Source organism: Georgenia satyanarayanai (assembly GCF_009193135.1).
Lineage (GTDB): Bacteria > Actinomycetota > Actinomycetes > Actinomycetales > Actinomycetaceae > Oceanitalea > Oceanitalea satyanarayanai.
In genome coordinates this window covers 1-23,035 of the sequence record NZ_VUKC01000012.1, presented here as the reverse complement: position 1 = coordinate 23,035, position 23,035 = coordinate 1, and the positions used below count along the sequence as shown (strand labels likewise).

The 23,035-nt window shown below is 73.0% G+C and carries 29 protein-coding genes and 1 pseudogene; all 30 read right to left on the bottom strand.

The window, feature by feature from the left end; all coding sequences use genetic code 11:
- Window positions 1-651, bottom strand: a pseudogene (locus tag GD632_RS12570) (hypothetical protein); the annotation flags it as partial.
- Window positions 652-886: 235 nt separating this feature from the next.
- On the bottom strand, window positions 887-1,126 hold the full coding sequence (csrA, locus tag GD632_RS12565; protein WP_152192558.1) for a carbon storage regulator CsrA: 240 nt from the start codon (window positions 1,124-1,126) through the stop codon (window positions 887-889).
- Between the two features lie 10 nt (window positions 1,127-1,136).
- Window positions 1,137-1,463, bottom strand: a complete 327-nt coding sequence (locus GD632_RS12560) for a hypothetical protein (RefSeq protein WP_152192557.1) — start codon at window positions 1,461-1,463, stop codon at window positions 1,137-1,139.
- Window positions 1,453-3,510 (bottom strand): flagellar biosynthesis protein FlhA, encoded by a 2,058-nt coding sequence (locus tag GD632_RS12555; protein ID WP_152192556.1) that lies wholly within the window; start codon window positions 3,508-3,510, stop codon window positions 1,453-1,455. The genes GD632_RS12560 and GD632_RS12555 overlap by 11 nt, the downstream gene beginning before the upstream one ends.
- Window positions 3,507-4,607, bottom strand: a complete 1,101-nt coding sequence (locus GD632_RS12550) for an EscU/YscU/HrcU family type III secretion system export apparatus switch protein (RefSeq protein WP_152192555.1) — start codon at window positions 4,605-4,607, stop codon at window positions 3,507-3,509. The genes GD632_RS12555 and GD632_RS12550 overlap by 4 nt, the downstream gene beginning before the upstream one ends.
- Window positions 4,604-5,353, bottom strand: coding sequence for a flagellar biosynthetic protein FliR (locus GD632_RS12545; protein ID WP_152192554.1), 750 nt, complete (start codon window positions 5,351-5,353; stop codon window positions 4,604-4,606). Before GD632_RS12545 ends, GD632_RS12550 begins: the two co-directional genes overlap by 4 nt.
- Window positions 5,354-5,356: 3 nt before the next feature.
- Complete coding sequence (locus GD632_RS12540) at window positions 5,357-5,629, bottom strand: flagellar biosynthetic protein FliQ (protein WP_152192553.1); 273 nt, start codon at window positions 5,627-5,629, stop codon at window positions 5,357-5,359.
- Complete coding sequence (gene fliP, locus GD632_RS12535) at window positions 5,629-6,444, bottom strand: flagellar type III secretion system pore protein FliP (protein WP_319633118.1); 816 nt, start codon at window positions 6,442-6,444, stop codon at window positions 5,629-5,631. Before fliP ends, GD632_RS12540 begins: the two co-directional genes overlap by 1 nt.
- Window positions 6,441-6,842 (bottom strand): flagellar biosynthetic protein FliO, encoded by a 402-nt coding sequence (gene fliO, locus GD632_RS12530; RefSeq protein WP_152192551.1) that lies wholly within the window; start codon window positions 6,840-6,842, stop codon window positions 6,441-6,443. Before fliO ends, fliP begins: the two co-directional genes overlap by 4 nt.
- A complete protein-coding gene (fliN, locus tag GD632_RS12525; protein ID WP_152192550.1) occupies window positions 6,839-7,522 on the bottom strand; it encodes a flagellar motor switch protein FliN in 684 nt (227 codons plus the stop codon). The genes fliO and fliN overlap by 4 nt, the downstream gene beginning before the upstream one ends.
- Entirely contained in the window at window positions 7,519-8,442 is a 924-nt protein-coding gene (locus tag GD632_RS12520) for a flagellar motor switch protein FliM (protein ID WP_152192549.1), read from the bottom strand. The genes fliN and GD632_RS12520 overlap by 4 nt, the downstream gene beginning before the upstream one ends.
- Window positions 8,443-8,509: 67 nt before the next feature.
- On the bottom strand, window positions 8,510-8,998 hold the full coding sequence (locus tag GD632_RS12515; RefSeq protein ID WP_152192548.1) for a flagellar basal body-associated FliL family protein: 489 nt from the start codon (window positions 8,996-8,998) through the stop codon (window positions 8,510-8,512).
- A 1-nt stretch (window position 8,999) separates the two neighbouring features.
- Window positions 9,000-9,836 (bottom strand): OmpA/MotB family protein, encoded by an 837-nt coding sequence (locus GD632_RS12510; RefSeq protein WP_226924850.1) that lies wholly within the window; start codon window positions 9,834-9,836, stop codon window positions 9,000-9,002.
- Window positions 9,833-10,612: a motility protein A gene (locus GD632_RS12505; RefSeq protein WP_152192547.1), complete on the bottom strand. Its 780-nt coding sequence runs from the start codon at window positions 10,610-10,612 to the stop codon at window positions 9,833-9,835. The genes GD632_RS12510 and GD632_RS12505 overlap by 4 nt, the downstream gene beginning before the upstream one ends.
- A complete protein-coding gene (locus GD632_RS12500; RefSeq protein ID WP_152192546.1) occupies window positions 10,612-10,881 on the bottom strand; it encodes a flagellar FlbD family protein in 270 nt (89 codons plus the stop codon). Before GD632_RS12500 ends, GD632_RS12505 begins: the two co-directional genes overlap by 1 nt.
- A gap of 101 nt (window positions 10,882-10,982) precedes the next feature.
- Window positions 10,983-12,188: a flagellar hook protein FlgE gene (locus tag GD632_RS12495; protein ID WP_152192545.1), complete on the bottom strand. Its 1,206-nt coding sequence runs from the start codon at window positions 12,186-12,188 to the stop codon at window positions 10,983-10,985.
- 18 nt (window positions 12,189-12,206) lie between these two features.
- Complete coding sequence (locus GD632_RS12490; protein ID WP_152192544.1) at window positions 12,207-12,671, bottom strand: flagellar hook capping FlgD N-terminal domain-containing protein; 465 nt, start codon at window positions 12,669-12,671, stop codon at window positions 12,207-12,209.
- An 11-nt stretch (window positions 12,672-12,682) separates the two neighbouring features.
- Window positions 12,683-13,897: a flagellar hook-length control protein FliK gene (locus GD632_RS12485; protein WP_152192543.1), complete on the bottom strand. Its 1,215-nt coding sequence runs from the start codon at window positions 13,895-13,897 to the stop codon at window positions 12,683-12,685.
- Window positions 13,897-14,493, bottom strand: a complete 597-nt coding sequence (locus GD632_RS12480; RefSeq protein ID WP_226924849.1) for a C40 family peptidase — start codon at window positions 14,491-14,493, stop codon at window positions 13,897-13,899. The genes GD632_RS12485 and GD632_RS12480 overlap by 1 nt, the downstream gene beginning before the upstream one ends.
- On the bottom strand, window positions 14,490-14,918 hold the full coding sequence (locus GD632_RS12475; RefSeq protein ID WP_152192542.1) for a flagellar FliJ family protein: 429 nt from the start codon (window positions 14,916-14,918) through the stop codon (window positions 14,490-14,492). The genes GD632_RS12480 and GD632_RS12475 overlap by 4 nt, the downstream gene beginning before the upstream one ends.
- Window positions 14,915-16,258, bottom strand: coding sequence for a FliI/YscN family ATPase (locus tag GD632_RS12470; protein ID WP_405002541.1), 1,344 nt, complete (start codon window positions 16,256-16,258; stop codon window positions 14,915-14,917). The genes GD632_RS12475 and GD632_RS12470 overlap by 4 nt, the downstream gene beginning before the upstream one ends.
- Complete coding sequence (locus GD632_RS12465) at window positions 16,255-16,881, bottom strand: FliH/SctL family protein (protein ID WP_193311470.1); 627 nt, start codon at window positions 16,879-16,881, stop codon at window positions 16,255-16,257. The genes GD632_RS12470 and GD632_RS12465 overlap by 4 nt, the downstream gene beginning before the upstream one ends.
- Window positions 16,871-17,878: a flagellar motor switch protein FliG gene (gene fliG, locus GD632_RS12460; RefSeq protein WP_226924848.1), complete on the bottom strand. Its 1,008-nt coding sequence runs from the start codon at window positions 17,876-17,878 to the stop codon at window positions 16,871-16,873. The genes GD632_RS12465 and fliG overlap by 11 nt, the downstream gene beginning before the upstream one ends.
- A complete protein-coding gene (fliF, locus tag GD632_RS12455; protein WP_152192539.1) occupies window positions 17,875-19,434 on the bottom strand; it encodes a flagellar basal-body MS-ring/collar protein FliF in 1,560 nt (519 codons plus the stop codon). The genes fliG and fliF overlap by 4 nt, the downstream gene beginning before the upstream one ends.
- Complete coding sequence (gene fliE / locus GD632_RS12450) at window positions 19,434-19,745, bottom strand: flagellar hook-basal body complex protein FliE (RefSeq protein ID WP_152192538.1); 312 nt, start codon at window positions 19,743-19,745, stop codon at window positions 19,434-19,436. The genes fliF and fliE overlap by 1 nt, the downstream gene beginning before the upstream one ends.
- Window positions 19,745-20,143: a flagellar basal body rod protein FlgC gene (locus tag GD632_RS12445; protein ID WP_152192537.1), complete on the bottom strand. Its 399-nt coding sequence runs from the start codon at window positions 20,141-20,143 to the stop codon at window positions 19,745-19,747. Before GD632_RS12445 ends, fliE begins: the two co-directional genes overlap by 1 nt.
- Window positions 20,143-20,487, bottom strand: a complete 345-nt coding sequence (locus GD632_RS12440; protein ID WP_152192536.1) for a flagellar basal body rod protein FlgB — start codon at window positions 20,485-20,487, stop codon at window positions 20,143-20,145. Before GD632_RS12440 ends, GD632_RS12445 begins: the two co-directional genes overlap by 1 nt.
- Before the next feature lie 318 nt (window positions 20,488-20,805).
- Window positions 20,806-21,132: a hypothetical protein gene (locus GD632_RS12435; protein ID WP_152192535.1), complete on the bottom strand. Its 327-nt coding sequence runs from the start codon at window positions 21,130-21,132 to the stop codon at window positions 20,806-20,808.
- Complete coding sequence (fliS, locus tag GD632_RS12430) at window positions 21,132-21,533, bottom strand: flagellar export chaperone FliS (protein WP_152192534.1); 402 nt, start codon at window positions 21,531-21,533, stop codon at window positions 21,132-21,134. The genes GD632_RS12435 and fliS overlap by 1 nt, the downstream gene beginning before the upstream one ends.
- 8 nt (window positions 21,534-21,541) lie before the next feature.
- On the bottom strand, window positions 21,542-22,894 hold the full coding sequence (gene fliD / locus GD632_RS12425) for a flagellar filament capping protein FliD (protein ID WP_152192533.1): 1,353 nt from the start codon (window positions 22,892-22,894) through the stop codon (window positions 21,542-21,544).
- Window positions 22,895-23,035: the final 141 nt, after the last annotated feature.

Genomic DNA, 23,035 nt, shown 5'->3' with positions numbered 1-23,035 from the left:
GCTGCCGGCCTGGGCCGTCGCCATCGCGCCGGAGCGGCCCCCCCCCGCGGCGGCCGTGTCAGCCGTGGCCCCGTCGGCCACGGCTGACACGGCGGCGTCGGTCAGCTCGTTGGCCTCCTGGATCTCCTCCCAGCGCGAAGTCGCGCCCTCCGGGTCGGCGATGGCGTCGTCGATGAACGCTGCCGTCGTCGCGAGGTACTCACGGAAGGCGGTCTCCAGGTCCTCCACCGCCGCCGCACGCGCTCCCTCGAGCGGCAGTGCCGTCAGCTGACCGAGGAGCTGCTCGACCGTGGCGGTGTCCTCCTCGAGGGCGACGACCTGCTCCTCGGGGTCGTCACGGACCAGGACCATGTACGCGCTCACCTTGAGCTCGCTGGCGCGGGTGTCGAGCAGCAGCACGCTCTCCTGGAGGTGTTCCTCGAGGGCCACCCGGGCGCTGGCGCGCTCGACGCTGGCGTTGCCGACCACCGTCGCGGTGAGGAGCCCGCCGAGGGAGAGGACGACCACCCCGACGAGCACGGTGAACTTGGTGCCGATGCGCGTGTCAGCGAAGCGGCGGCGCCGCCGGGGCATCGGCGCCACCGGCACCGAGGGGTCCGGGGTGGCGCGCACGTGGGGAGTGCTCGAGCGTTCTGGAGCCAACGCGACCATGCGAGTGTCCTTGCGTCCGGGCGGCCCGGCGCCACCGAGGACCCGTCAGGACGACGTCGGCGACCTCGCCGACCTGGTCCGCATCCCCGACCAGTGCCCGTCCTGATGATCTCGCCGGCGCCAAGCAGCGCTTCGTGCGCTTCCTGCGCACACCCGAGAACTTCGGCAGGAGATGTCTGGCGCTGAGCGGTTCCCGGCCACGATTCTCGTCGTGACCGCCGGGCCGCCCCGGCGCTCAGTCCTCGGGCGTGGGCGGGCGCAGGTTGCGCAGGGCGTCGAGGTCGGCGTCGTCGGCGCGGGCCGCGTCGCGGTTGGCCTCCTCGACGGCGCGGAGCACCTCGGCGCGGTTGACGGTCACGTGCCGCGGGGCTGCGATGCCCAGCCGCACCGTGTCGCCGCGCACATCGACGACGGTGAGGACGATGTCCTCGCCGATGACGATCTGCTCGCCGACCTTGCGGCTCAATACCAACACGCGGTCGACCCTACCGTCCGCCCCGGCTCTTGGCCGACCGTGCACCCGCCGCGCGTGCCGCCCTGCTCGCCTCGGACTCCATCCGCTCGGCGGCCTCGGCGGCGCCGAGGAGGTCACCGATGCCCGCGGGAGGAGCCACCGGCCGCTGCTGCGCGGGGGCCCGACGGACGGGCAGGCGGGCGAACCGAGCCGTCGCCGGGTCGGGCACGTCGACGGTCACCTCGTACCACTGACGCATGAGCAGGCCCTTGCGCAGCCGCTGGGCGCGCACCACCCGGCCGCCGAGCTCCTCGGCGCGGGCGAGCAGCGCGGTCAGGTCGGGACCGTCAAGCAGCAATCGCCTGTCCGACACCCACGGCTCCCACGGTCTCGATGGTCAGCGACGTGCCCGTCACCTCCGTGTAGGACAGCACGGGGAGGCGCGGGACCGCCAGTCCCGCCACGCGGCGCAGCGCCGGGCGGATCGCCGGGGAGCACACGAGCACCGCCTGGCGACCGCTCGCCTCGAGCGTCTCGACCTGGGCACGGAGCGAGGCGAGCAGGCCCTCGACCCGGTCCGGTGCGAGCGAGATCTGCGTGCCGTTCTCCCCGGGCCGCAGCGACTCGAGGAGCAGCTGCTCGGTGGCCGGCTCGAGGGTGAGCACCCGCAGCACCGCCCCCTCCCGCTGGCGGTCGACGATGATGTCCGCAACCGCCTGGCGCGCGGCCTCGATGAGACCCTCCGCGTCGGTCGAGACCTTCGCCCGCAGGGTCAGCGCCTCGAGGATGCGGCCCAGGTCGAGGATCGGGACCTGCTCGACGAGCAGCCCCTGGAGGACCCGCTGCACCTCGCCGAGGCTGAGGACCGCCGGGACCAGCTCCTCGACGACCGACGGGTTGGTCTGCTTGAGCCCCTCGACGAGCACCCGGACGTCCTCGCGGCCGAGCAGCCGGTCGGCGTGGGTGGAGGCGACCGAGGAGAGGTGGGTGATGAGGACGGAGACGCGGTCGACGACGGTCGCCCCGGCCATCTCCGCGCTGTGCCGCAGCTCGGTGGGGATCCACTTGCCGGGCAGTCCGAAGACCGGCTCGACGACGGTGCTGCCGGGCAGTCCCTCGAGCCCCTCGCCGAGCGCGAGGACGCGTCCGCGCGGCGCGGTGCCGCGCGCCACCTCGACACCAGAGAGCCGGATCGCGTAGGTGCCGGCGGGCAGGTCGACCGAGTCGCGGGTGCGGACCGGGGGCAGCACGTAGCCCATCTCCAGGGCCGTCTTGCGGCGCAGCGCCCGCACCCGTCCGAGGAGGTCCTGGTCGGCGGAGCCGCCCACCATGTCGACGAGGTCGGGGGCCAGGAGCACCTCGAGCGCGTGGACCCGCATCTGCTCGATGAGCGCCTCCGGGGTCTCGGCCGCGGGCTGCAGCGCCGCAGCGGTCTCGGTCGCCGCCTCCGCGTCGGCGACCTCCGTCTCGTTGGCCTTGATCCGCTGGGCGACGACGAGGAGGACGATGCCGACGAGGATGAAGGGCATCTTGGGGATGCCGGGGACGAGCGCGAGGACGACGGCGGCGCACCCGGCGATCATCAGCGCCGTGCGCGACTGCGAGAGCTGGGAGGTGGCCATCGTGCCCATGTCGGAGTCCGACGTCGCCCGCGTGACGACCAGACCGGTGGCCACGGACATGAGGAGTGCCGGGATCTGGGTGACGAGGCCATCACCCACCGTGAGGAGGGAGTAGGTCTCGATCGCCTCGCCCGCGCTCATGCCGAGCTGGACCATGCCGATGACGAAGCCACCGACGAGGTTGATGACCGTGGTGATGATGCCGGCGATGGCGTCACCCTTGACGAACTTCGCGGAACCGTCCATCGCTCCGTAGAAGTCGGCCTCGGACGCCACCTCCGCACGGCGGCGACGGGCCTCGTCGTCGTCGATGGCGCCGGCGTTGAGGTCGGCGTCGATCGCCATCTGCTTGCCCGGCATGGCGTCGAGGGTGAAGCGGGCGCCGACCTCCGCCGCGCGCCCGGCACCGTTCGTGATGACGACGAACTGGATGACGACGAGGATGAGGAAGATGACGAGGCCGATGACGATCGAGCCACCGACGATGATGTGCCCGAAGGCGTTGATGACCTCCCCCGCGTAGCCGTCACGCAGCACGAGGCGGGTGGAGGCGACGTTGAGTCCGAGCCGGAACAGCGTCATGACGAGCACGAGCGCCGGGAAGATCGAGAAGTCGAGGGACTTCTTGATGTACATCGTCGTGAGCAGCACGAGCATCGCGCCCATGATGTTGACCGCGATGAGGACGTCGAGGAGCGGCGCCGGCAGCGGGATGACGAGCAGCATGATGATCCCGACGACGGCGGCCGGGGCGGCGAACTGGGTGACCTTGCCGTTCTTCATCGGCTGTCCTTCCTGGGCTGGGGCATGCGGTGGGTCCCGGTGGCGGCGCCGCGGCGGCGCAGGGACATGACGAAGGCGAGGACGCGGGCGACTGTCTCGTAGAGGTAGTCGGGGACCTCGTGGCCGACCTCGCACATCGCGTGGAGCGTGCGGGCCAGCGTGATGTCCTGGACGACGGCGACCCGGTGCTGGGCCGCGCGTTCGCGGATCTTGGCGGCGACGTGGCCCTGGCCCTTGGCGACGACGCGCGGTGCGCCCTTGCCGGGCTCGTAGCGCAGCGCGACGGCCACGTGCGTGGGGTTGACGACGACGACGTCGGCGTCGGCCACCGCGGCGAGCATGCGGTTGCGGCTCATCGCGCGGGCCTTCGCCAGGCGCTGGCCCTTGACCATCGGGTCGCCCTCGGAGCGCTTGTGCTCCTCCTTGACCTCCTGCTTGGACATGCGCGTGGTCTTGCGGTTGCGGCGCATGACGACGAGGAGGTCGACGGCGGCGAGCGCGAGGCCGGCGACCACACCCCAGGTGAGGAGGGTCCGGATGCGCGAGCCGACCTCCCCGAGGATCTGCATGACCGACAGCTGGCCGGACTGCGCGACGATGGGGATGAGACCGACGACGGCGGAGTACAGGACGGCGCCGACGACGGCCGTCTTGAGGAACGCCTTGGCGCCCTGCCACCACGCCTGCGGTCCGAAGAGCCGCTTGGCCCCCTTGCCGAGGTTGAACTGCTCGAAGCGGGGCTTGAGCTTCTTCGTGGAGATGTGGACCCCGCCCTGCGCGACACCCGCGACGACGGCGGCGAGCGCGGCGACGGCGAGGAGCGGCGCGACGGCCATGATCGCGCTGAGCAGCCCGTCCCCCAGGGCGCGCACGGCGAGGGCCGGCTCGGGCGCCGCGATGACCTCGCGCAGCCCGAGCACGTGGCCCGCGGCGGCGTCGGAGCCACGCGTGACGACCATCGGCAGGGTGAGGACGCCCGCCCCGACGACGACCCACGCGGTGAGGTCCTGGGACTTGCCCAGGCTCCCGTCCTTGCGGGCCTTCCTCATCCGTTCCGGGGTGGCCTTCTCGCTCTTCTCCCCCGCGCTCTTGCTCATCGCACGACCTCCCCGATGCCCCGGATGGCCTGGTCGGTAAGCCAGTCGACGACGCCGGGCAGCGCCGCGAGCGTGATGGAGCCCAGGGTGAGGGTGATGAGGATCTTGAGCGGGAAGCCGAGGGCGAAGGCGTTGAGGGCGGGGGCCACGCGGGTGAGCAGGCCAAGTCCGACGTCGGCGAGGAAGAGGACGGCGATGAGCGGCCCGGCGACCTGGATGGCGGCGAGGAAGAGCTGGCTCACGCCCTCGGTGAGCTGCCCGGCGAGGGCGCCGAGGTCGAGCATGGCACCGAGGGGGAGCGCGTCGAAGCTGCGGGCCAGCCCGCCGACGACGAGCTGGTACCCGTCGGAGACGAAGAGCAGGACGACGGCGATGAGCTGGTAGAAGCGGCCGAAGGGGCCGCTGTTCGTCATCGTCATCGGGTCCAGCGCCTGGCCGAGCTCGAAACCGCCGAGCATGTCGATGAGCCGCCCGGCGGACTGGACCGCCGAGAAGACCAGGGAGACGAGGACACCGAGGCCGGCGCCGGTGACGGCCTCCGACAGTGCCATCGCGATGAGCGTCGCGGCCGTCACCTCGACCGGCACGGTCATGGAGGAGGCCAGCGCGAGCGCCAGACCCACGCCGAGCATCGCCTTGACGGTCGCGGGGATCGCCCGGTGGTTGAAGGGAGGGGCGATGACGAGGAACACGGTCACCCGCACGGCCGCGAGGATGACGGGGAGCACCACGAGGGCCGCGTCCACGCCTCAGCCGCCCAGCAGACCGGGGATCCGGTCGAAGAGCTCGTGGGTGGTGACGACCAGCTCGGAGATCATCCAGTTGCCGCACACGACGATCGCGACGGCGACACCGATCGCCTTGGGGACGAAGCTGAGCGTGACCTCCTGGATCTGGGTGACCGACTGGAGGAGGGAGACGGCGAAGCCGACGACGAGCGCGGTGACGAGGAGGGGGGCGGCGAGCTTGGCGGCCAGCCCCAGCGCCAGGGTGGCGATGTCGATGACGTTCGCGGTGTCCATCAGTAGCTCCCCACCAGCTGCGTGATGATGAGGCCCCAGCCGTCGACGAGGACGAACAGCAGGATCTTGAAGGGCAGCGAGATCATCGAGGGCGGGAGCATCATCATGCCCATCGCCATGAGCGCGGAGGCGACGACGAGGTCGATGACGAGGAAGGGCACGAAGACGACGAAGCCGATGATGAAGGCGGCGCGCAGCTCGGAGAGCATGAACGCCGGGATGAGCGTCTGCATCGGCACGGTCTCGGGGCTCTCCGGGTTGGGCATCCCCGCGGCGCGGGTCAGCAGCGCGAGGTCCTCCTCCCGGGTGAGGCCGACCATGAACTCCCGCAGCGGGCCCTGGGCAGCGTCGAGGGCGGCGGCGAAGTCGATCTGCCCGTCGAGGTAGGGCTGGACGGCGGCACCGTTCACGTCACCGAGCACGGGCGACATGATGAAGATCGAGAGGAACAGCGCGAGCCCGGCGAGCACCTGGTTCGGCGGCACGCCCTGGAGCCCCAGCGCGTTCCGGGTGAGGGCGAGGACGACGAAGATCTTCGTGAAGCTCGTCATCATGAGGAGCAGCGACGGCGCGACACCGAGGAGGGTGAGCGCGAGGAGCGCGATGATCGACGTCGAGGGGGTGCTCCCGGCGACGTCGACGTCGATGCCCAGGCCCGGCTCGGCCGGTGCGGTCGGCGCGGTCGGGTCCTCGGGGGGCACCGGGGCGCCGTGCGCGAGGGTCGCGCCCACGACGAGCACGGCCGCGGTGAGGAGGAGGACCGTGAGGACGCGGGGCAGCCAGGCCGCACGGGGGCGGGCGGTCGCCGCGCTCACCGGCGCACCCGGCTCTGCAGGACCTGCCACGAGGTGCGCCACGTCGACGGGGACAGGACCGAGCCGCCGAGGGCGGAGGGCGGGGTGGAGATCGGGGCGGGCACGGTGGACTCCGGGCCCTGCGTGCCGTCGTCCTGGAGCACGAAGGGAGCGGACTCGAGCTCGGTGAGGAGACGGACCTCGGTGTCGCTGACGCCGAGGACGAGGGTCCGCCCGGCGACGTCGACGACGGTGATGCCGGAGCGGCGTCCCAGGCTCTGCCGGCCGAGGACGGTGATCGGCAGCCGCCGGGCGGCGCCCCCGCCGGCACCCAGCCGGCGGGCGAGGAACCACAGCAGCGCGAGGACGAGCCCCAGCGAGAACGTCACCCGCAGCGCGAGCTCGAGCGTGTCGCTCACTGGGCCGAGGTCTCCGACACGATCTCGGTGATGCGCACGGCGTAGTCCTCGTCGACGACGACGACGTCACCGCGGGCGACGAGGCGGCCGTTGACCATGACGTCGGCGGGGCTGCCGGCGGCGCGGTCGAGCTCGAGGACGGTCCCGGGGGTGAGGGCCAGGACGTCACGCAGGGGCATGCGGGTGCGGCCGATCTCGGTGGTGAGGGTGAGCTCGACGTCGTACAGGACGCGCATGCTGCCCGGCGTGAGCGGGGCGCTGCTCACCGGGGCGGCGGTGGCGACGGTGCGGATGCCGAACCAGGCCTGGACGCCGCTGCCGGCGGTGAGGGCGAAGAGCTGGACGTCGCGGCCGGTGAGCGCGTCCCCGGCGGGCCGCTCCTCGGCGGCGCTGAGCACGCCGGCGCCGAGGCGCTGGGACGCGGCCTCGAGGGCGGGGCGCAGCGCCTCGGCGAGGGTGAGCGCCGCGGCGCCGGCCATCGCCTCCGCGACGGCCTCCTCGGCGATGACGACGAGCTCGGCGCTGCCCTGCCCGACGAAGCTCGCGACGACCGCGACGGCCTCGGGGGCCGGGCGCTCACCGGGCTCGGCGGGGCGGGCGACGAGGGGCTGGGACGACGGCAGCAGCCGTGCGAGCTCCTCGGCGACGACGGCGTGGGTGTCGACGGTGGTCGTGCTCATGAGTTCTCCTTGACGTTGACGACCAGCCCGGCGAGGCGGGACCCGTTGGTCCCGGCGACGGCCTGGGCGAGGACGCGGTCACCGACCACGACGTCCATGGGCTGGGAGCGGGGGTGGTGAAGCGGGAGGAGGTCACCCACGGCGAGGCTGACGACCTCCCTGGGGTGGACGGGCACGGGGGCCAGCCGGACGGCGACCTCGACGGGGGCGTTCTGCACGGCGCGGTCGAGGAGCTCGCGCTGCTCCTTCTCGGCGGCCTCCTGGGAGGCGCTGCGCTGGTCGGGTGCACCGTTCTCGCGGAGCACCGCGATGAGGCCCTCGGCGGGGCACATGAGGGAGGCCGTGGCGCGGTGCTCACCGGCGGCGATGGAGAAGGTCGCGCTGATGACGGCCGTCGTCGCCGTCATGAGCTGGAGGACCTGCGGGGAGTGCTGGAAGCGGCGCAGCTCGACGTCCACGGCGAGGATGCCGGCGAAGGCGTAGTTGAGGTCGCCCAGCACCCGGGTCATGAGCTCGCCGAGGAGCGCCTGCTCGATCTCGGTGAGCTCCCGGTCGGGGACCGCGCCGGGCTTACCGGGGCCGCCGAGCATCTGGTCGACCCAGGTGAGCGCGGACTCCAGCGGGAACTGCATGATCGCCGGACGGCGGTTGGGCCCGACGGCGCACACGACGAGCGTCGTGGGCGAGGGCAGGCCGCTGATGTAGTCGTCGTAGGTGCCCAGGTTCACCGTCTCGAGGGAGACCTGGGTGGGCACGCGCAGGCGCGCCATCAGCTGGTTGGACCACTGGCGCGCGAAGGTGCCGAGCGCGACCTCGAGGGTGCGGGCGTGCTCGCGCGCCAGGGTCATCGGCCGACGGAAGTCGTACACGACCGTGCCGTCAGCACCGGGAGAGGGGGGAACCGTCACATGGGTCCCCATCGGCGGCGCCGCGGTGTTGTTGAGGAGTCGCCGCCCGCCCGGCCTCAGCCGCCGGGCAGGCGCCGCGTCACTGCGTGACGAAGTCGGTGAAGTAGACCGTCAGCACCTCTCCGTCGTAGGCCTCGACGAGCCGCTCGGACAGCTCGGCCTTCAGCTCCTCGCGCCGCACCGGGTCGTTGACCTCGGCGACGGTCCGGCCGGTGAACAGGGCGATGGCGATGTCCGTCGCCTGCGCCGTCGCGATCTCCTCGACCTCCGCGACGAGCTCGATCGCGAAACCGAGCCGCAGGTAGTGGCCGTCGGCGAGGTTGATGTTGCGGGGCTCGATGGTCACCGTGTCACCCACCTCGGGCTCCTCGGGGGCGGCCGGCTCGGAGGGGCGCAGGAAGACGAAGGCTCCGACGGCCACGACGGCGAGGACGGCGGCGAGGACGACGAGCAGGCGGCCGCGGCCGCTGCGCGGCGTGGCCTCGGGCTGCGGGGGTGCGGGCGCCGGTGCGGCCTGCCCACCCCCGATCTTGCGGGACTGGGCCCCGATCACGCGCTTCTCGGGCATGTCAGGCTCCTTCCATGTCGTGGGCGGCCTCGGGCAGCAGGGTGCGGACCGACTCGGGCTGGGTGCTCAGGACGACGACGTCGACGCGCCGGTTGAGGTCGAGGGCGTCGGGGCCCTCGGCGGCCGGGTACGCGTCGCCGTAGCCGATGGCCCGCACCCGGGTGGGCGCGATCCCCTCGTGCTCGACCATGCGGCGCAGCACCTTGGTCGCGCGGTCGGCGGAGAGCTCCCAGTTGGTCTCGTAGGGCTCGGTGTAGGGCAGGGGGTTGGCGTGGCCCTCGAGCAGGATGTCGTTGTCGAGCGGTCGCAGGGTCGCGGCGATCGTGTCGACCACCTCGAGCGACGTGCGCGGCATCGCGGCGCTCGCCGGGGAGAAGAAGGTGTTCTCGCTGACGAGGCCGATGACGAGCCCACGCTCGGTGATCGCGAAGCGGACCTCGTCCTCCAGCCCCGCCTCCTCCAGCTCGGTGCGGATGCTCTCCCGCACCGCGTCGAGGTTCCGGGCCTCCGCCTGCGCCAGCTCCTGGGGGTTGCCGTCCAGCGGAGAGATGCCGGCAGCGCCGTCGACCGGGGCGATGTCCAGCGACGGGGCGTCACCACCGTCGAGCACCCCGCTCGAGCCGTCGACGACGGAGACGGAGGCCGATGCGTCCCCGAACCCGGCGGCGAGGGACTCCCGGAGCTCGTTGAACTTCACCTGGTCGACCTGGCTGATGGCGAACAGGACGATGAAGAGACACATCATCACCGTGACCATGTCCATGTAGCTGACCGTCCAGCGCTCGGAGTTCTCCTCCTCCTCCTCGTGGCCGCCCCGGCGGCGCCGCTGGGAGCTCACGCCGCCTGCCCGGCGTCGTCGTCGACCAGCTCGCCGGCCGGGACCATGCTGCGCAGCCGCTCACCGACGGTGCGCGGGTTCGCCCCCGCCTGGAGGGCGAGGAGCCCCTCGAGGCTGATCTCCATCTGGGCGCACTCGAGGTCGGAGATGCGCTTGAGGCGGCTGCCGATGGGCAGGAAGATGAGGTTCGCGGAGAGGATGCCCCACAGGGTGGCGACGAAGGCCGCCGCGATCATCGGGCCCAGGTGGCTCGGGTCGGAGAGGTTCTCGAGCACGTGGACGAGGGAGATGACCGTGCCGATGATCCCGATGGTCGGCGCGTAGCCGCCCAGGGAGTTGAAGAAGCCGGAGGCGACGCGGTCCTGGGCACGCTTCGTGTCGATGCGGTCCTCGAGCATCGTGCGCAGGTCCTCGGGGTCGGCGCCGTCGATGGCAGCCATCAGCCCGTCGCGGAGGAACTCGTCCTCGACCTCCTGAGCCGCGTCCTCCAGGGCCAGCAGCCCCTCGCGGCGCGCCCTGTCGGACAGGGCGACGACAGCGGCGATGGTGGCGCCCCGCTTGGGCGCCCTGGCGGTGAAGGCCTTGGGCAGCGTCTTGAAGGCGTGGACGGCATCGCGCAGCGCGCCGCCGGCGATCCCGGCGCCGAGGCTGCCGACGAACACGATCGCGAGCGGTCCGGGCAGCAGGATGGCCGAGAGGTGGACCCCCTCGGCGTTCATGAGGACGAACACGCCGCCGAACGCGATGGCGAGCCCGAGAAGAGTTGCCGGATCCATCAGTCCCCCTGGGGTCGAGTCGGCAGCGGAACGACGGGGCTCAGCTCCGGGCGGGCCGCGGGGGCCTCCGCCGCCGGCTGCAGCGCGCGGGAGATGACACCTGCGCGGTACTCCTGGACCATCGCGACGACGTCCGGCATGGTCTCGGCGACGAGGTAGCGCGTGCCGTCCATGAGCACGAGGATCGTGTCGGGAGTGCACTCGATCCGCTCGATGAGATCAGGGTTGATCGCGAACGGTTGGCCGGTGAGGCGGGTCACGGTGATCACGGGTCGGTTCCATCCTGGTTGCTTCGGGCCCGTCCATGAGCCCTGCACACTGCCTATCGTCCGCCGGGCCCGGACCTTGAGGGGTCCGGGCCCGTCGGACGTCAGCGCTTGAGGTTGACGAGCTCCTGGAGGAGCTCGTCGGAGGTGGTGATGATGCGCGAGCCGGCCTGGAAGCCACGCTGGGCGATGATGAGGTTGGTGAACTCCTGGGAGAGGTCGACGTTCGACATCTCCAGCGCGCCACCGGTGAGCGCGCCCCGGCCGCCCTCGCCGGCGGCGCCCACGGTGACGTCACCGGAGTTGACGCTGGCGCGGAGCATCGAGCCGCCGACCTTCTCCAGGCCCTCGGCGTTGGCGAAGCTGCCCACGGCGACCATGCCGACGGCGCGCTTGAGGCCGTTGGAGAAGGAGCCCATGAGGGTGCCGTCGGCGTTCATCGAGAAGGACTGCAGGACGCCGGCGCCCTGACCGTCCTGGCCGGCGGCCTCGACCGTGGTGAGGGACGCGAAGCCGGTGAGGCCGTTCATGTCGAGGTCGATCGGCGCGCCGGCGACGGTCACGCGCGGGATCGTGACGTTCTGCAGCCCGCCGCGGGCGTCGAAGGCGATGCTGCCGGTGCCGAGCGGGGTGTCGCCGTCGAGGAGCTGCACGTCCCATGTCGCGCCGGGCGTGCTCGAGCGCAGCGTGAAGCGCACGTCGAGGGAGGTGGCGGTGCCGTCGGCGGCGTGGACGTCGATGCTCCGCACGAGGCTCGTGCCGCCGACCTCCGCGTCGGAGGGCAGGTTGCCCGCGAAGGTGACGGTGCTCGTCGCACGGGCGCCCATCGTCGTCGACACGGGCAGCGAGAGGTTGCTCAGCGGCCCGTTCGCGTTGACGACACCGTTCGCGTCGGCCGCCCAGCCCATGACCTGGGCCCCGGAGGAGGTGACGAGCCGGCCGAGGCCGTCGAGGGTGAAGGCCCCGGAACGCGTGTACAGCTGCTCCCCGCCGGAGTTGACGACGAAGAAGCCGTCGCCGTCGATCATCATGTCGAGGCTGCGGCCCGTCTGCTGCGCGGCACCGGGCGTGAAGTTCGTGCTGATGCCGGCCACGCGCACACCGAGGCCGACCTGCGCCGGGTTCGTGCCGCCGTTGGCGCCCTGCGGGGCGCCGGGCGCGTTGAGCATCTGGGACAGGGTGTCCTCGAAGCGCGTCTGGGAGGCCTTGAAGCCCGTCGTGTTGGCGTTGGCGATGTTGTTGCCGGTGACGTCGAGCATCGTCTGGTGGGAGCGCAGGCTGGAGATGCCGGAGAAGAGGGAACGAAGCATGGTCGGGTGTCCTTCGGGTCAGGCGGCGGGGTCGGTGGGGGCCCCGCCGGCGGGCGGGGTGGCGGACGGCAGGGCACCGACCGTGGCGAGCAGGTTCATCGGGACGACGGCGTCACCGATGACGGCGCCGGGAGGGGTGACGGAGAAGTCGACGGCGCTGACGACGCCGCTGTGACGCACGCCGTCGGCGTCGAGGTAGCTGACGTCCTTGCCGACGAGCTCGGTGGCCGAGCTACGCATCTGCAGGTGGAAGGCCTCCTGCGTGAGCGTGGTGAGCTCGGTGAGCTGCTCCATGGTCGACAGCTGGGTCGTCTGCGCCATGAGCTCGCTCGTCGAGAGCGGCTCGGAGGGGTCCTGGTAGCGCAGGGAGGTGACGAGCAGCTGGAGGAAGTCGTCCTTCTTCAGGCCGCTCGCCGCCGGCGCGGCCGCGGCCGCGCTCGTCGGGGTGGGGGTGTAGCCCGCGGAGACGGGGTCGATGGGCATGGTCGTGCTCCTTAGGCGAGGAGGTCCAGGCCGCCGTGGCGGGCGGGTGTGGTCGGGGTGGGGGCCGGGGCGGCCGTGGTGGTGGGACGCTCGCCGTCCCGCGCGGGCGCGGGCCTCTCGGCGGCACCGCGCTGGTCGTTCCCGGACCCGAGGTCGAGCTCCGCGCGCAGACCGGTGGCGGCCAGCTCGCGGCGCAGGTCGTGCAGGGCGCCGCGCAGCGCGTCCTTGGCGGCGTCGGTCATGCCGTGGAGCTCGATGCGCACGCCGTCGGCCCCGATGTGGGCCGAGACCTTGACGGGCCCGAGGTCCTCCGGGTCGACGCGCACGTGGAGGGTGTGGTGGCCCTCGGGTGCCGTCCGCAGACGGGACAGGGCCGAGGCCAGCTGAGTGCCGAGCGGCTGCTGCGGCGGAGCGGCGGGCGCGGGCGCGGCGGGCTGCTCGGTGCGGGTGACGCCGTCCGCACGGGCCGGCTGGTCGACGCGCACGGCGCCCTCGACGGCCAGCGTCGGTGCCTCAGCCGCCGGACGCGGCTGCTCGAGGGCTCCGCGGGGTGCGGTGGCCGCCGTCGCGCCGGCGGGAGCGGGGACGGCCGCCGCGGGAGCGGGCTCGGTGACGACGGCAGCCGCCGGTGCCCCGCCCGGGGCGGGTCGCGGGTCCGTCCCGGGCGCGCCGGTGGCGGGGGCGAGCGGCTCGGCTGCCGGTGCAGCCGGGAGGGCGTCCACGAGACGCGGGGCGGGTGCGGGCTCGGCGGCCGCGTCGGGAGCGGACGGCGGACCGGCGGGTGCCCGGCCGGCGGGTGCCTGGTCAGCGCGCGCCGGCTCGGTGAGCGACCCGTCGGCGGCCACCTGGGCGGTGAGGGCCACGGCGGAGGTGGACGAGAGGTCCGCGCCCGCTGTTCCGGGAGCCACCTCGCCCGGCTCGGTCGTGGGCACCGTGGCGGTCCTGCCTGGCACGACGTCGGCACCGTCCTGCTGCCAGGTGCCGACGGTCAGGCCCGGGACGGCGGGGAGCTCGAGCTCCGGGGTCCCGGTGGCTCCCTCGTTGCCCTCGGCGCCCTCACCGGTGACCGGCCCGGTACGGGCAGCGGCGGGGCCGGCGGCGTCAGCGGGCAGGGTGGCCGCCGCGAGACTGGCGGCGAAGGCGTCGCCGCTGCCGGCGCGGCCGGCCGCGGGACGGCCGCCGGCCGGCGTGGCCGGGGCGGGCGCGGCGGGGATGACGATGCTCATCAGGCCCCCGTCGGCAGGACGCGGCGGATGGTGGTGGGCGGCGTCGTCATCTCGGCGAGCTTGACCTTCTCCCCCGGGTAGGGGGCGTGGATCCACATGTTGTCACCGGCGTAGATACCGATGTGGCCACCGCCGCGGGTGACGACGAGGTCACCGGGCCGCGCCTGGTCGATCGAGGGCACCTCGGTGCCGATCTTCATCTGGTCGCGGGCCACGCGGGGCACGTCCACGCCGAGGTCCTTCATCGCGAGCTGGACGAGCCCGGAACAGTCGAGGCCGCCCTCGGACAGGCTCTCCCCGCCCCACACGTACGGCACCCCGAGGTACTTCTTGGCCGACTCCACGAGGGCAGCACCCGTCCCCGGCGCGGCGGTGGCACCGTCCGCGGCGACGGCCGCCGGCGTCGTCCCGCCGGTGAGGGCGGAGGCGACCGACGAGGCGGAGACACCGGTCGTGGACTCGCTCGTGAGCGCGGCGGCGAGCGCGCCGCCGAAGTCGGTGGTGGTCGTCGGTGCGGGCGCGGCAGCGGGCTGGGTGACGGCGCTGATCGCGCTCTGCAGCTCGACCATCCGGGCCTGGACGGCGGCGATGCTCATCGGGTGGCCTCCCGCGAGCGCACGCGCTGGGAGGCGACCTCGTCGAGGGTGACCTGCTCGGCGTGGTTCTCCTCGGCCGCCTCGGCCAGGCGGTGGCGCTCGGCGAGCTTGGCGATGGTCGTGCTGCGACGGCGGGCCGCCGACCACTCCCCCTGTGCGGCCTGCTCGTCGGCCTGCGCGAGCTCGGCGACGGTGGCAGCCTCGACGGCAGAGGCGCTGGCCGCGGCGCGCGCGGCGACGGCCGCCTGCCAGCCGAGGACGTCCACCTGGGTGGGCAGGCTCGAGCTGTCGAGGGCCGCCAGGGCCTGGGCGGTGCGGGAGTCGGCGGTGCGCCGGAACTCGCGGCGCTGCACGAGGGCGGCCGTGGCGCGGTCCTCCTCGAGCTGGCGCAGCCGGGCCACGCTCTGCAGCCGGAACGGCCTCATGGCATCACTCCCATTCCCGCGACGAGCGCGCTCAGGTGGGCCCAGGACTGGTTCGCGTCGACCGTCTCGGCGACGTCCTGGCGGAGGAAGGCGTCGATCGCGTCGGCGTGCGCCACCGCGGCGTCGACCCTGGGGTTGGAGCCGGCGACGTAGGCGCCGACATCGATGAGGTCCTGCGCCTGGCGCCGGGCGGCCAGCACGGAACGCAGGGCGGTGGCCGCCGCCCGCTGCTCCGCCGTCGTCACCCGGGAGGCCACGCGCGAGATGGAGGCGATGGCGTCCACGCTGGGGAAGTGGCCGGTGACGGCGAGCTTGCGGTCCAGCACGACGTGCCCGTCGAGGATGGAGCGCGCGGCGTCGGCGATCGGCTCGTTGTGGTCGTCACCGTCGACGAGGACGGTGTAGATGCCCGTGACCGAGCCGGTCGAGCCCGTGCCCGCGCGCTCGAGGAGCTGGGCGAGCATGGAGAAGGTCGACGGCGGGTAGCCGCGCGTCGCGGGCGGCTCGCCGACGGACAGCCCGATCTCGCGCTGGGCCATGGCCGCGCGGGTGAGGGAGTCCATCATGAGGACGACGTCGGTGCCCTGGTCGCGGAAGTACTCGGCCACGCGGGTGGCGGTGAACGCGGCGCGCAGGCGCACCACCGGCGGCTCGTCGGAGGTTGCGACGATGACGACGGAGCGCGCCAGCCCCTCGGGGCCGAGGTCGTCCTCGAGGAACTCGCGCACCTCGCGGCCGCGCTCGCCGACGAGGCCGATGACGTTGACGGTCGCGTCGGTGCCGCGGGCGATCATCGACAGGAGGGAGGACTTGCCCACCCCGGAGCCCGCGAACAGGCCCAGCCGCTGGCCGCGGCCGGCGGTGACGAGCGTGTCGAGGACGCGCACCCCCAGGGAGAGCGGCTGGTCCACGCGGGCGCGCTCCAGCGCGGAGGGGGCCTGCGCGGTGACGGGCACGGAGTCGTCGGCGCGGAGCGGTCCCTTGCCGTCGATGGGCCGGCCGAGACCGTCGAGCACGCGCCCGAGCAGACCCTGGCCCACGCCGATGGTGAGCGGGTGGCCGGTGGAGCGGGCGGGGGCGCCGATGCGCAGCCCGTCGACCGGTCCGAGCGGCATGCAGCGGCTGGAGTCGCGGCCGAGCCCGACGACCTCCGCACCCACCGTCCACCCACCTGCGTCGATGTCGACGAGGTCGCCGACCGCGAGGGGCAGGCCGGTCACCTCGACGGTGAGCCCGACGACGGAGCGGACCACGCCCACCCGCTGGGGTTGGGCGACGGTGAGGGCGCGCTGCCACCGGCCGGTGGGCCGAGCGGTGGGCGCCGCCAGCTCGATGGTCACTCCGTGACCCCCAGGGCGTCGCGGACGCGGGAGAGGGCGGCGCCGACGCGCGCGTCGAGGTAGCCCTCCTCCAGCTCGCTCACCGCGTCACCGCGTCCGAGGTCGTGGTCGGCGACGAGCTCGACGCCGGCGGGGACGTGGAGCTCGCCCGGGAGGGAGGAGAGGGTCGCGGTGACGTGGGCGAGGTCCTCGGGGTTGAGGCGGACGCGCACCAGGCCCTCGTCGCGCACGGACAGCGCGCGGCGCAGCGCGGACTGCGCGGAGGCCTCACCGTCGCGGAGCTCGGCGCCCAGCACGGTCTCGGCGAGGTCGACGGCCGCGCGGGTCAGCGCGTCCTGGGCCTCAGAGAGGACGGGCGCGGAGCGGCGCCGGGCGGCCTCGGCGGCCTGTGCGAGCACGCCGAGCGCCTCCTGCGCCGCGGTCGCGGCCTGCTGGGCGAGGTCGGCCAGCTCCTCGGCGGCACGGCGGCGCTGCTCCTCGGCGTCCTGGGCCGCGGCCCGGGCGCCGGCGGACCAGCCGGCGGTGTACCCGCTGGAGTAGCCGGCCGCCACGGAGGCGGCCTCGGGGCGGGAGGCGTGGAGCGGGGCGAACACGGGGGCCGTGCGGGTGGGCTCACGAGACATACTCGTCATCTCCGTCCCGGCGCACGACGATCTGGCCGGACTCCTCGAGGGCGCGGATCACCTTGACGATGGCCCCGCGGGCGTCGTGGACCTCCGAGAGGCGCACCGCACCGGCGATCTCCATCTCGTCCACGAGGTCGAGGCGGGCACGCTCGGACAGGTTGCGCTTGATCTTCTCGGTGAGCTCGACGGACGTGCCCTTGAGCGCGAGCGCGAGACCGCTCGTCTCGGTCTGGCGCAGGACGAGCTGGACGGCGCGGTCGTCGAGGTGGATGACGTCCTCGAAGGTGAACATGAGGCTGCGGACCTGCTCGGCGAGGGCCTCGTCGCGCTGTCCGAGCTCCTCGAGGATCTGCTTCTCGGTGCTGGGGTCGGCGCGGTTGAGGATCTCGACGAGGGGCTGGATGCCGCCCACCGCCGTCGTCGTCTCGCCGGCGGTGAGGACGTGACCGGCCCGCCGCTGGAGGCTGTCGGCGATGGTCGCCACGGCCTCCGGGCTGGCCTGCTCCATCGTGCCGATGCGCATCGCGACGTCGGCCCGCTCGGCCGGCGGCAGGCCGGCCATGATGGCCGAGGCGCGCTCAGGACGCAGGTGGGCGAGGACCACGGCCATCGTCTGGGGGTGCTCCCCGTTGATGAGGGACAGGACCTGGCGGGCCTCGGCCTGCTGGAGGAAGTCGAAGGGCTGGCCGGCGAGCAGCGTGGTGAGCCGCCCCATGACGAGGCTGGCGCGCTCGGCGCCCAGGGAGTCCTCGAGGAGCCGCTGGGCGTACTCGAGGCCGCCGTGGCCGGCGACGGGTGCCCCGCCGGTGGCCTGGTCGTAGAACTCGACGAGGACCTGGTCGGCGATCGCGGTGGGCACCGTCTCCATCCGGGCGATCTCGGCGGAGATCTCCTCGACCTCCGGCTCGTCGAGAAGGGCGAGCACCTTGGTGGCGCGCTCGTGGCCGAGCTGGAGCAGCACGACGGCGGCCTTCTGCGGGCTGGTGAGGTTCACTGCTTGACCGCCATCCACTCGCGCAGGCGGTCGGCGACCGCGCTCGGGTCCTCGTCGGCCATCGCGACGACGCCCATGCGGGCCGTCTCGGTCGCGTCCGGCTCGATGACGCGCATCTCCGGGACGGGCTCGAGAAAGCTGGTGTCCGGCTCGAGGGGCTCCGGGGCGGGCAGCTGGCTGACCTCGAGCTCGCCGAGGTCGATGTCCTCGCGGTCCCGGCCACGCCGTGCGCGGCGCAGGACGGCGAGCAGGATGGCGAGCAGGACGACGGCGATGATGCCGCCGCGGATGAGGGCGTCACGCTGGGCCGCGGCAGCGGCCGCGGCGTCGGCGGCCGCCTGGGCGTCGAGCGCCTGCTGGGCGGCGTCCGCCGTCGAGGTGTCGAAGGCCATCTGCGCGACGGCCACCTGGTCGCCCCGCGCCACGTCGACGCCCGCGGCGACCGCGACGATGTCCTCGAGCTCCTCCACGGTGATCCCGGCGGCGGCGACCGAGTCGACGACGACGGACACGGACTGGCGGGTGACACCGCCGGGGTTGACGGTCGTCAGCTCGGTGACCTTGTTGACGGCGTTGTTCGTCGTCGAGTCCTCGCGGGTGTAGGTGCCGGCCTCGCCCCCGTTGGGCACGGCGATGTTGTCCGGGCCGAGCACGCCGCCGACCGCCTGGCCGCCGCCCTCGTACTCCTCGGTGCTGCGGGTCTCGCTGAGCGGCGGGGTGCCCTCCGCGGGGGTGAAGGTCTCGCTCGTGCGCTGGGTCGCGTCACGGCCGAGCTCGGCGCTGACCGACACGACGGCGTTGCCCGCGCCGAGCACCCGGTTGAGCATGGTCTGCACCTGACCGGCGACGCGCTCCTCGTAGTCGGTGGCGCCGTCGGGGCCGCCGCCGCCCGGGGAGGCGGTGAGGACAGCGCCCTCGGAGTCGACGACCGACACGTTCATCGGGTCCATGCCGGCGACGGCGGAGGAGACGAGGTTGACGACCGCCTGCACCGAGCCGGAGTCGATGGTCTTGCCCCTCTCCGCCTGGACGAAGACGGAGGCGGTGGGCTCGGGGGCCGTGTCGGTGAAGACGCTCTCCTCGGGCAGGGCGAGGTGGACGGTCGCGGAGGACACGCCGTCGAGCGCGCGCACCGTCTTGGCGAGCTCGCCCTCGAGGGCACGCTGGTAGCTGACCTGCTGCTGGAAGTCCGAGCTCGTCATGCCCATGTCGTCGAGAAGGCTGTAACCGCCCTCCTCGGTGGGCAGCCCCTCGGCGGCGAGCGCGATGCGCTGGTCGTAGACCGCCTCGGCGGGCACGAGGACCGTGGCGCCGCCGTCGGTGAGCTCGTAGGTGATGCCGGCGGCCCTGAGCTGGTCGACGACGGCGGAGGCGTCCTCGCCGGACAGGCCGCTGAAGAGCGGGCTCATCGTCGGGCGGTTGGCCCACGACGTCGCGACGACGACGCCGAGGACGAGCGCGGCGATCCCGATGAGGGCGAACGTCTTCTGGGGCAGGCTGAACTCCCCCACCCGCTCCCTCAGGCGGGTGAACGCACCGGTGACGGCGGCGGGCATCAGGCCTGCATCCGCATGATCTCGCTGAACGCGTCGACCGCCTTGTTGCGCAGCGCGACGGTGAGCTCGAGGGCGACCGCCGCCTCGGTGGCGGCGATCGTGTAGTCGTGGACGTCCTCGAGGTCACCGGTGACGGCCTTGAGCGCGAGGTCGGAGGAGACCTCCTGCTTCTGGCTGACGCCGTCGATGGCGGAGGCCAGCACGGCGCCGAAGGCGCTGCCGTCGGTGGCGGCCGGGCCCGGGGCCTCGAGGCCGTCGAGGTAGCCGGTGGGCGCGACGCTGGAAAGGGCTTCGATCGCGGGGACGGACATCAGCTTCTCCCGATCTGGAGTGCGGACTGGTAGCTCTCCCGGGCTCGGTCCACGACCGCGGCGCTGGCCTGGTAGCCGCGCTGGGCCATGATGAGCTGGGTCATCTGGCTGGACATGTCGACGTCGGGGTAGCGCACGTAGCCCTCCTCGTCGGCGAGGGGGTGGTCGGGCTCGTGCACCATGCGGCCCTCCGCGTTGCCGAGCTCGATGCCGGCCACCTGCGCGCCGGCGGGCTCGCCGTAGCTCATCGCGGTGGCGACGACGTATCGGGCCTGGAAGGCGGCGCCGTCGGTCGAGCTGGCGTTGTTGGCGTTGGCGAGGTTGTCGCTGACGGCGTCCAGCCACTTGCGGTGGACGGTCATACCGGTCGAGGCGATGCCGATCGCGTCGAAGGTCATCAGGCGCTCCTGATCGCGGTACGGATGGCGGTGAACCCGCCGTCGATGGAGCGGGTCGCCACCTGATAGCGCAGGTTCGCGTCGATGTTCGCCAGCGTCTCGGTGTCGAGGTTGACGTTGTTGCCGTTCTCGCGCGTGGGCTCGAGCGAGCGCTCGACAGTCGCCTCGACGCCGCCCTCGCGGCCGGTGCGGACCGCCTTGGCGAGGGCGTCCTCGAACTGCACCCGCCCGGCGAGGAAGCCGGGGGTGTTGACGTTGGCGATGTTGTCGGCGATGACACGCTGGCGCAGCGAGAGCGAGTCGAGAGCGCTCTTCATCGCCACGGAGGTCACTGAATCGAACACGTGGGTCGAACCCCTTAGTGAAACTGCGGGACGTGCGGCCGATCCGTGGCCTGGTGGCGAGCTATCCGTGCTCACCCATCCCTGATCGGCATCCGTCGGGGGCGTGTGAGGAGTTGATGGGGAGTTCTCCCCATTGAGCGGAGCCGGGCGGTCTGGCTGACTGGGGACACCCCCGGAACGCCGACGGCTGGATACCCGCTGCCCCCGGGCCCGGCTGTCGGCGCTTCTGTCGTGCCCGCCGGCGGACACGCACGAACACCGTGTGCCGTCCGAGCCCGCCGAGGACTCGGACGACACACGGTGTGTCGTGAAGGGTGGTCAGCCGGCGGCGTCGACGTACACCGGGCGGCGCGGTCCGCCGGCCCGGAGCACCTCGGTGAGCCGGGCCTGGCGTCGGCTGAGGACGAGCGCCTCGCTGAGTCGCTGGGCGACCTCGGTCTGACGGTCGAGGAGCACCTGGGCGCGCTCGCGCAGCGGCTCGGGCAGCGGCCCGAGGTCCGAGGGCGGCACCCAGGGTGGGGCGGGCGGGGTGACGTGGTCCCCGGCGAGCATCGCCTCGGTCTCGGCGACGTCGAGCTCGAGCTCGGCGAGGGCGGCCTCCCAGCGGGCGCGGAAGGTGTCCGGTGCCGCGGCAGAGACGTCCATCAGCCGACAGCCACGGCAGGCGTGCCGGTACCGGGCATGGCGGCAGCCTGGTGCCAGGCGTCGCGGAGCGGGCTGACGAGGGCGCGGCAGGCGGCGACCCTGGCGGCGTCGTGCGCCACGTTCGCGCTGACGAGCTCCGAGTACAGGTACGTATAGATCTCGAGGAGCTGGGGGCCGCCGTCCCAGACACTGACGTCCAGGCTGCAACGCAGCTCGTGGACGATCTGCTGGGCGTGCCCGAGCTGCTCGTTGGCGGCCGCGCGGTCCCCCGACTCGAGCGCCGCGACGGCGCGGTCGAGGTCGAGGAGCAGGCGGTCGTAGAGCATGGTGAGCAGCTGTGCCGGTGAGGCCGTGGCCAGGGACTCCCGGCGGAACTTGGCGAGCAGTGCGGCCTGGTTCATCGGTTCTCCTACTGCCTGCTGGCGCTGAGGCCGGCCATCTGGTTGGACAGCCAGCTCTGGGTGGACTGGAGCTGTGAGAGCCGCACCTCCATGGAGCTGAACTGGGCGACGAGCTGGGCGCGTCTGGCGGCGAGCCGCTCGTCCCACTTGGTGACCTGGCTCCCGAGGTCCTTGACCACGGACTCCTGCGAGGTGATCTTCGTGGTCAGCGTCCCGTCCTTCGCGTTGGAGGCTCGCGCGGCGACCTCGCCGACACGAGCCGCGACGGTCTGCATCATGGCCATCGTCCCCTCGGCGTCCTCGCTCATCGCCTTGTCGAAGGTCGCCTTGTCGAGGGAGACCTTCCCGTAGCGGTCCATGCTGATGCCGATGTCCGACGGCGACTTGCCGCCCACCGGGTTCGTCAGGGTGGACTGGACGTCGCTGGTGAGGAATCGGATCGCGGAGTCGCCGGAGAAGAGCCCGCCGGTGACGACCGTGTTGCCGGCACTGTTGGTCTCCGTTGTCGTCCGGGACCTCGACGCGATCTCGGACAGCACGACCGTCACGTTGCTCACGAGCTCCTCAGCCAGCTTGCGCTGTGCCTCGGCGTCGGAGGTGACCGTGACGGTGACGGGATCTGCGGAGACCTTGCTGACGGTGAGGTTGACGCCGTCGATGACGCCGTCGAACGTGTTCGTCGCGCTGGTCAGCTCCAGCGGCTCAGCGGCGGAGGGCCACAGCTTGATGGCGGCATCCTGCGCCTTGACGACGGCGTTCGTCGCAGAGGCGACGGCGGTTCCGTCGGACGTGTCCGTACCCGGATGGACGGAGAAGGCGTTGGCCTCCCCCGTCCGGCCCGTGAGCTGGAGGTGGTAGGTGGCGTTGCCGTCGGCATCGGTGCCGGTCCGCACCCTGGTCGCGCTCACGCCGGTCTTGGCGGTGAGCTCGTTGACGGCGGCGGCGATGTCGTCGGCGTGCGTGCTGGACGGGACGACCTCGTGACTCTCGCCGCCCACTGCGATCGTGAAGGAGGAGGGGAGGTCGGCAGGCTTGAGCAGCGAGACCTGGCCGGACGCGAGGCGGGTGACGGAGAGTTCCACGCTCCCCGGCTTTGCGTCGGGAGAGGAGGAGACGGTGACCGCGTCGGAGGAGGAGGACCCCTTCGTCACGGCCCACGAGTCGGCGTCGGCGACCTTCTTCGCCGCGGTCGCGAGGGAGGAGACCCGGCTGTTGAGGCCCTGGAGCGCCGTGACGAGGCTGGACGCCGCCGTCGACTTCTGCTTGAGCAGGACCTGCTGGTTGGCCTGGATCTTGACGAGACCGTCGATGATCGCGCCCGTGTCCAGGCCGCTGGCCATGCCGTCGATGCCGATGGTCATCCCGGCGTCCTCCCGTGGGTGTGGGTGATGGTGTGCGGCCGGCGGCCCGCCCGCAAGGAGCGGGCCACCGGCCGGTGGTGCGGTGCTACCGGGCCGGGCCCGGTGGCGGTCAGCGCAGCAGGGACAGGATGCCCTGGGGCA